This is a genomic window from Streptomyces cinereospinus (assembly GCF_042430725.1).
GTDB classification, from domain to species: Bacteria; Actinomycetota; Actinomycetes; order Streptomycetales; family Streptomycetaceae; genus Streptomyces; species Streptomyces cinereospinus.
Window position 1 is genome coordinate 1 of sequence record NZ_JBHMCY010000136.1, and the last position, 6,684, is coordinate 6,684.

Annotated in this window: 6 protein-coding genes; 2 read left to right on the plus strand and 4 right to left on the minus strand. The window is 72.6% G+C overall.

The window, feature by feature from the left end; translation table 11 throughout:
• Positions 1 to 112: 112 nt before the first annotated feature.
• Both ACFF45_RS34855 and ACFF45_RS34860 read right to left on the minus strand, forming a co-directional pair.
• Entirely contained in the window at positions 113 to 439 is a 327-nt protein-coding gene (locus tag ACFF45_RS34855) for a hypothetical protein (protein WP_381351026.1), read from the minus strand.
• Between the two features lie 139 nt (positions 440 to 578).
• Entirely contained in the window at positions 579 to 1,760 is a 1,182-nt protein-coding gene (locus tag ACFF45_RS34860) for a PP2C family protein-serine/threonine phosphatase (protein WP_381351027.1), read from the minus strand.
• A 172-nt stretch (positions 1,761 to 1,932) separates the two neighbouring features.
• On the opposite strand from ACFF45_RS34860, the gene ACFF45_RS34865 reads away from it, so the two are divergent.
• Positions 1,933 to 3,186, plus strand: coding sequence for a GNAT family N-acetyltransferase (locus ACFF45_RS34865; protein WP_381351028.1), 1,254 nt, complete (start codon positions 1,933 to 1,935; stop codon positions 3,184 to 3,186).
• A 13-nt stretch (positions 3,187 to 3,199) separates the two neighbouring features.
• Here ACFF45_RS34865 and ACFF45_RS34870 read toward each other — a convergent pair whose 3' ends face one another.
• Positions 3,200 to 4,018 (minus strand): Fpg/Nei family DNA glycosylase, encoded by an 819-nt coding sequence (locus ACFF45_RS34870; protein ID WP_381351029.1) that lies wholly within the window; start codon positions 4,016 to 4,018, stop codon positions 3,200 to 3,202.
• Positions 4,019 to 4,162: 144 nt separating this feature from the next.
• Positions 4,163 to 4,648 (minus strand): ribose-5-phosphate isomerase, encoded by a 486-nt coding sequence (locus ACFF45_RS34875; RefSeq protein WP_381351030.1) that lies wholly within the window; start codon positions 4,646 to 4,648, stop codon positions 4,163 to 4,165.
• A 206-nt stretch (positions 4,649 to 4,854) separates the two neighbouring features.
• Between ACFF45_RS34875 and ACFF45_RS34880 the strand changes: the two genes are divergently transcribed.
• Complete coding sequence (locus tag ACFF45_RS34880) at positions 4,855 to 6,321, plus strand: amino acid permease (RefSeq protein ID WP_381351031.1); 1,467 nt, start codon at positions 4,855 to 4,857, stop codon at positions 6,319 to 6,321.
• Positions 6,322 to 6,684 lie beyond the last annotated feature (363 nt).

A 6,684-nucleotide genomic window follows, 5' to 3' on the forward strand; every position in this document is an offset into this window, starting at 1 on the left:
CATACGACCGGCGATCCGCACCAGCACCCGCCATCACACACCACTCCCCGTGAAGTCACGCGAAAAAGTCACGCACAAAGAAAGAAACCGAAGGGACGCGTCCGCGACCGGCTCAGCGGAACCGCGCCGCGTCGAAGTTGGCGGCCGCCATCTGCTGCCGCGCGTTGTCACCCTGCTCCTGGTCACCCGAGCCGAACGCCGAGTCCATACCCGACTGACCACCCAGGATCGCCGACAGCGACCCGTTCAAGTCCGCCGTGATCTCATCAGCCCGCGCCTTGAACTGGTCGAACATCGCCCGGCCCGTACCGTTGAACTTCCCCTCCAGCGGCTGCGCCGCCTGCACCAACTGCCGGATCAACGAGCCGAGATCATCACTCGACCCCCGCGAATCACGCATCAGCGCCGCCAGCGTCTGCGCACCCATGTCGAACTTCATGCGGTACTCGCCTCCCCCATCCCTGGCCGTGGTCGGTCTCATCGAACGTACCCCATCTCTACCAACCCCCCGATCGCTCACGCAATCGAGAGACGACCGCAGTTACGAAGGCCGTACAGAGCCATGACCGACGCGTGCGTCAGCGCGCGGCGGACTGGGCCGTCGGGCCCTCCCGGCAGATGAGAAGCAGGGCGCGGTCGTCGTTGACGTCCTTCGCGACCGCCTCGATGAGGTGCCAGGCGGCCCCCTGGAAGCCTCCGACGACATAGCGGTCGGCCTCGCCGGTGAGCCGGTCGATGCCCTCGACGATGTCGCGGTCGGAGGTCTCCACCAGGCCGTCCGTGAACAGCATCAGTACGTCGCCGGCGCGGAGCGAGCCCTTCACGGGGTCGAACTGGGCGCCGTCGTAGACCCCCAGGAGCGGCCCCTCGGCCGCCTTCTCCTCCCAGCGGCCGCTGCCCGCGCTCAGTTGCAGACCCGGCGGATGGCCCGCGGAGTACAGCTCGTAGTCGCCGGTGTCCAGGTCGAGGACGAGGTGGATGGAGGTGGCGAAGCCCTCCTCCCAGTCCTGCCGGAGCAGGTATCCGTTGGCGGCGGGGAGGAAGGCGTGCGGGGGCAGGCTGCCCAGGAGGCCGCCGAAGGCGCCGGACAGGAGCAGGGCGCGGGAGCCGGCGTCCATGCCCTTGCCGGAGACGTCCGTGAGGACGACCTCCAGGGTGCGGCCGCCGTTGGTGCGGGCCGCGACCACGAAGTCGCCCGAGAAGGACTGGCCGCCCGCCGGGCGCAGCGCCATCTCGTGGTGCCAGCCCCGCGGCAGTCTCGGCAGCTTGCTCTGCACCCGGATGCGTTCGCGCAGGTCGAACAGCATCGTGCCGCCGCGCCGCCAGGGCACGCCGACGCGGCTGCGGAACTGGGCGATCAGCAGGCCGAAGAAACCGCAGGCGGCGACGGTCAGGACGACCCCGGGCGTCACCCGCGACGGGCCCTCCGTGTACGGGCCGAGCTGTACCGACTCCACGATCAGGGCCGCGGCGGCGGCCGCGTACAGACCGAGCAGGCTGGCCGGCCGCAGCACCAGCCCGCCGGCGACGATCGGCAGGACCAGCACGGCCGGGGCGCACCACACCGAGTTGGCGAGCGTACCGGCGGTGATCAGGGGGATGGTGAACAGCAGGCCGGCCAGCGCGACCCAGTCGGAGCCGTCGCCGCGGAAGTAGTCGACGGCGTTTCTGCGCAGGCCGACGCGGGCCCGGTGCCACCTCATCTTCCACCGGGCCGTGAACGTATCGGCCGCCGCGCGCCGCTCTCGTCCTGCTGCCATCAGTTCGGGACCCTATCCATCGGACCAGCCGCTTGGCACGGGAGGTCCCACTTGTCCCCCGTCCGAGGCCCGGCCGCGCGGTGAACCGCGCGTCAGAGCGCCCCGCCGCCGGCCCGGGGGCCGCGGGGAAATTGCCTCGCCCGTCCCCCGGTGCCCTGGTAGGCATGGGAGCATGGCGACTGACTTCCCGGCCGGCCCGGAGACCGGGCCGCGGGTGCTGCGAGCGGACGACTGGGACAGGTGGTACGACAACCTGATCCGCGCCTTCGGCGGCGTCCCGGAGCCCTCCGAGGAGCGGGAACTGTGGAACTCGCTCGTCGAGTTCGACCGTTCGCTGGGTGTCTGGGAAGGCGACGCGTGCGTGGGGACGGCGGGGGCGTTCAGCTTCCGGCTGACCGTGCCCGGCGGGGCCGCGGTGCCCGCGGCGGGCGTGACGACGGTGTCGGTGGCGGCCACGCACCGCCGGCGCGGGGTGCTGACGTCGATGATGCGGCGGCAGCTGGACGACATCCGGTCCTGGGGCGAGCCGCTGGCGGTGCTCACCGCGTCCGAGCCGGCGATCTACGGCCGGTTCGGGTACGCCGCCGCGACCCACTCGCTGAGCGCCGAGATCGACACCGGCCGGGTCCGGCTGTCGGTGCCGGCCGGCGCCGACGGCGTACGCCTGCGGTACGCGGTGCCCGCCGAGGTGCTCGGCGCGTGCGAGGAGGTGTACGCCCGGCTGGTGCCGGCGCGGCCCGGGATGCTGGCGCGCCGGCCCGGGTGGGAGCGGCTGGGGCTGCTCGATCCGGAGCGCGGGCGGGACGGGGCGTCGCCGTTGCAGTGCGTCCTGGCGGAGCGGGGCGGCGAGGCCGTGGGGTACGCGCGGTTCCGGGTCCGGCCCGAGTGGGGGGTGGCCGGGCACGACGGCACGGTCGTACTGGAGGACGTGGCGGCGCTGGACCCGGCGGCGGAGGGGGCGCTGTGGCGGTTCCTGTTCGACATCGACCTGACGACGACCCTGACCGTGCGGGGGCGGCCGGTCGACGAGGCGTGGCAGTACCAGGTGTCGGACATCCGGCGGTGCCGGACCCGGCTGCGGGACGGGCTGTACGTGCGGCTGGTGGACGTCGGGGCCGCGCTGGAGGCGCGTACGTACCAGGCGCCGGTGGACGTGGTGCTGGAGGTGGCGGACGACTTCTGCCCCTGGAACGCGGGGCGCTGGCGGCTGTCGGGGGACGCGAAGGGGGCGGTGTGCGCGCGGACGCGGGACGCGCCCGACCTGGCGCTGTCCATAAGGGAGCTGGGGGCGGCGTACCTCGGCGGGGTGAGCCTGGCGGCGCTGGCGGCGGCCGGGCGGGTGCGGGAGATCCGGGCCGGGGCGCCGGCCGAGGCGGCGGTGGGGTTCGGCAGTGCCGTGGCGCCCTGGCTGCCGCACGGGTTCTGACCGGCGGGCCGGGTCAGGCGCGCTGGCAGGCGGGGCACCAGAAGAGGTTGCGGGCGGCGAGGCCGGCGGTGCGGATCTCGCCGCCACAGATGTGGCAGGGCCGGCCGGCCCGGCGGTAGACGTAGACCTCGCCCCCGTGGTCGTCGACGCGGGGCGGACGGCCCATCGCCTCGGGGGTGTGCTCGGGGCGGACCGTGTCGATGCGGTTGTCGCGCACGCCCTGGCGCATGAGGGCCACCAGGTCGGTCCAGATCGCCTCCCACTCGGCGGGGGTGATGTCCCGGCCCGGGCGGTAGGGGTCGATGCGGTGCCGGAAGAGGACCTCGGCCCGGTAGACGTTGCCGACGCCGGCGATGACCTTCTGGTCCATGAGCAGGGCGGCGATCGTGGTGCGGCTGCGGCGGACGCGGGCGTAGGCCGCGGCGGGGTCGGCGTGGTGGCCGGTGCGCAGGGGGTCGGGGCCGAGGCGGTCGTGCACGGCCTGCTTCTCGGCGTCCGTGATCAGGGCGCAGGTCGTGGGACCGCGCAGGTCGACGTAGCCGGCCGGGTTGGCCAGGCGCAGGCGGACCGTGTCGGTGGGCGGGGGCGCGGGGGCGTCGCCGAAGGCGACCTTGCCGAACAGGCCGAGGTGGATGTGGACCCACTCGGTGGGCCGGAAGCCGAGGAAGAGGTGCTTGCCGTGGGCGTCGGCGGTGTGCAGGGATGAGCCGTCGAGGAGGGCCGCGGCGTCGGAGAACTTGCCCTGGGGGCTGGTGACGGTCACCGGTCCCTGGCCGGTGAACCGGGCGGCGTAGTCCTGCGCCAGCCGGTGGATCGTGTGCCCCTCGGGCATGTGCGGCTTCCTTCCCTCCCGTCGCCCCTCCCCTCGGCCGTGGCCGCCGGGCACGGGCGGAGCGGGACCCGGTGCGGTGCCCGGGCCCCGGCGGGGGCCGCGTCCCCCGCTCCCCTGCTGTTTCCCTCGCTGCTTCGCGCCGCCCTACTGCTGCGGGTGGTGCGCCGGGACGGGCGGCAGGTCGCCCGTCGTCTCGTACGCCGAGAGCATCCCGATGCGGCGGGCGTGGCGCTCCTCGTCGGAGAACGGTGTGTTCAGGAAGGTCTCGACGAAGGTCGTCGCCTCGTCCAGCGTGTGCATGCGGGCGCCGACCGCGACCACGTTGGCGTTGTTGTGCTGCCGGCCGAGCGCCGCCGTCTCCTCGCTCCAGGCCAGCGCCGCGCGGACGCCCTTGACCTTGTTGGCGGCGATCTGCTCGCCGTTGCCGGAGCCGCCGATCACGACGCCGAGCGAGTCGGCGTCGGCGGCGGTGCGCTCGGCGGCGCGGAGGCAGAAGGGCGGGTAGTCGTCCTGGGCGTCGTAGATATGGGGGCCGCAGTCGACGGGGTCGTGGCCGGCCGACTTGAGCCACTCGACGAGGTGGTTCTTGAGTTCGTAGCCGGCATGGTCGGAGCCGAGGTACACGCGCATGGGACGAGTGTGACATGCGCCGGGCGGGGCAGCAGGGCCGGGTGGCGGCACGGAAAAATGTCAGGGACACCACCGAACCTCAGGGAAACCTCAAGTAACGATCCGGAATCAAAGGTTCAAGAATTCGTTCGCCTCCGATTCACTGGTCCGACTCGTACGCTGCTCGTACGGGAATCTGCTCACCCGGCGCAAAGGAAATCCGTCCCATGACTTCGCAGCCGACCCTGACGAAGCCCGGAGACCACGGTGGAACCGGCGATCCCGGTCCCGGAACAGGCCTCCAGGCAGGGCTGAAGAACCGCCATCTGTCGATGATCGCCATCGGAGGCGTCATCGGCGCCGGACTCTTCGTGGGGTCCTCCTCCGGTATCGCCACCGCCGGTCCCGGCATCCTCCTGTCGTACGCGCTCGTCGGCACGCTCGTGGTGCTGGTGATGCGCATGCTCGGCGAGATGTCCGCCGCCAACCCGGCCTCGGGCTCCTTCTCCGCCCACGCCGACCGGGCGCTCGGCCCCTGGGCCGGCTTCACCATCGGCTGGCTGTACTGGTTCTTCTGGGTAGTGGTGCTCGCCGTGGAGGCGACCGCCGGTGCCGTGATCCTCGAAGGCTGGATCCCCGCCGTACCGCAGTGGGCCTGGGCGCTCATCGTGATGATCGTGCTGACCGGGACGAACCTCGTCTCCGTCGGCTCCTACGGCGAGTTCGAGTTCTGGTTCGCCGGCATCAAGGTGGTGGCGATCGGCGCGTTCATCGTCATCGGCGGGCTCGCCGTCCTCGGTGTGCTGCCGGGCGCGGACAGCGAGCAGGCCGGCCTGGCCAACCTCACCGACCACGGCGGCTTCCTGCCCAACGGGCCCGGGGCGATCCTCACCGGTGTGCTGCTCGTCGTCTTCTCCTTCATGGGCAGCGAGATCGCCACCCTCGCCGCCGGCGAGTCGGAGGACCCGCAGCGAGCCGTGACCAAGTCGACCAACAGCATCATCTGGCGCATCGCCGTCTTCTACCTGGGCTCGATCCTGGTCGTCGTGTCCCTGCTGCCGTGGAACGACCCCGCCATCGCGGAGAAGGGCTCCTACGTCGCCGCGCTGGACTCGCTGGGCATCGCGCACGCCGGTCAGATCATGAACTTCATCGTGCTGACCTCGGTGCTGTCCTGCCTCAACTCCGGCCTCTACACCGCCTCCCGCATGGCCTTCTCGCTCGGCCGGCGCGGTGACGCGCCCCAGTCCTTCGCGCGGACGACCGGCCGGGGTGTGCCGCGGACGGCGATCCTCGTCTCGGTGGTCTTCGGGTTCGTGGCCGTCTTCTTCAACTACGAGTTCCCGGACTCCGTCTTCCTCTTCCTGGTCAACTCCTCCGGTGCCGTGGCCCTGTTCGTCTGGCTGGTGATCTGCTTCTCCCAGCTGCGGATGCGGAAGATCATCGAGCGGGAGGCGCCGGAGAAGCTGGTGGTGCGGATGTGGCTGTACCCCTACCTGACCTGGGCCACCGCCGCACTGATCGTCTTCGTGCTCGGCTACATGCTGACCGACACCGAGCACGACGGCCGCCAGACCGTGCTGCTGTCGCTGCTGGTCGCGGCGCTGGTGCTCGCCGTCGCCGCGGTCCGCCAGCGGACCGGGAAGCGCGCCGCGCTCCGGGCCGGGGCGGGGACCACCGAGGTGCGGGGCTAGAGACAGCGCCCCCGGGCTGCACGCAGGAGAGCTTCCCGCCGCGGTGACCTCACAGCGGCGGGAAGCTCTCTGCCACGTTCTCGTGGAACAACCGTGCCGGGTCCCCGACGGCCGGCCGGTGCCGGGTGCCGGCCCGGTACGACTTCCCTCGCGCGTCCAGGCCCAGCAGCCGGGCGTGCCACGGGACGCCGTCCAGGGCCCCTGCCGCTCGGCACGGACAACGAGCCGGTGGCGCCGGGCGGCGACGGGCTGCCCAGGGGCGGCCCCGCCCGTGACCTGCTGCCGCTGGGCGCGGCCGGGGCGGCGCCGGGCGCGGCGGGCGCGGCGGGTCTGCGGTGGTCCCGGCGGCAGCCGGCCCGGGGC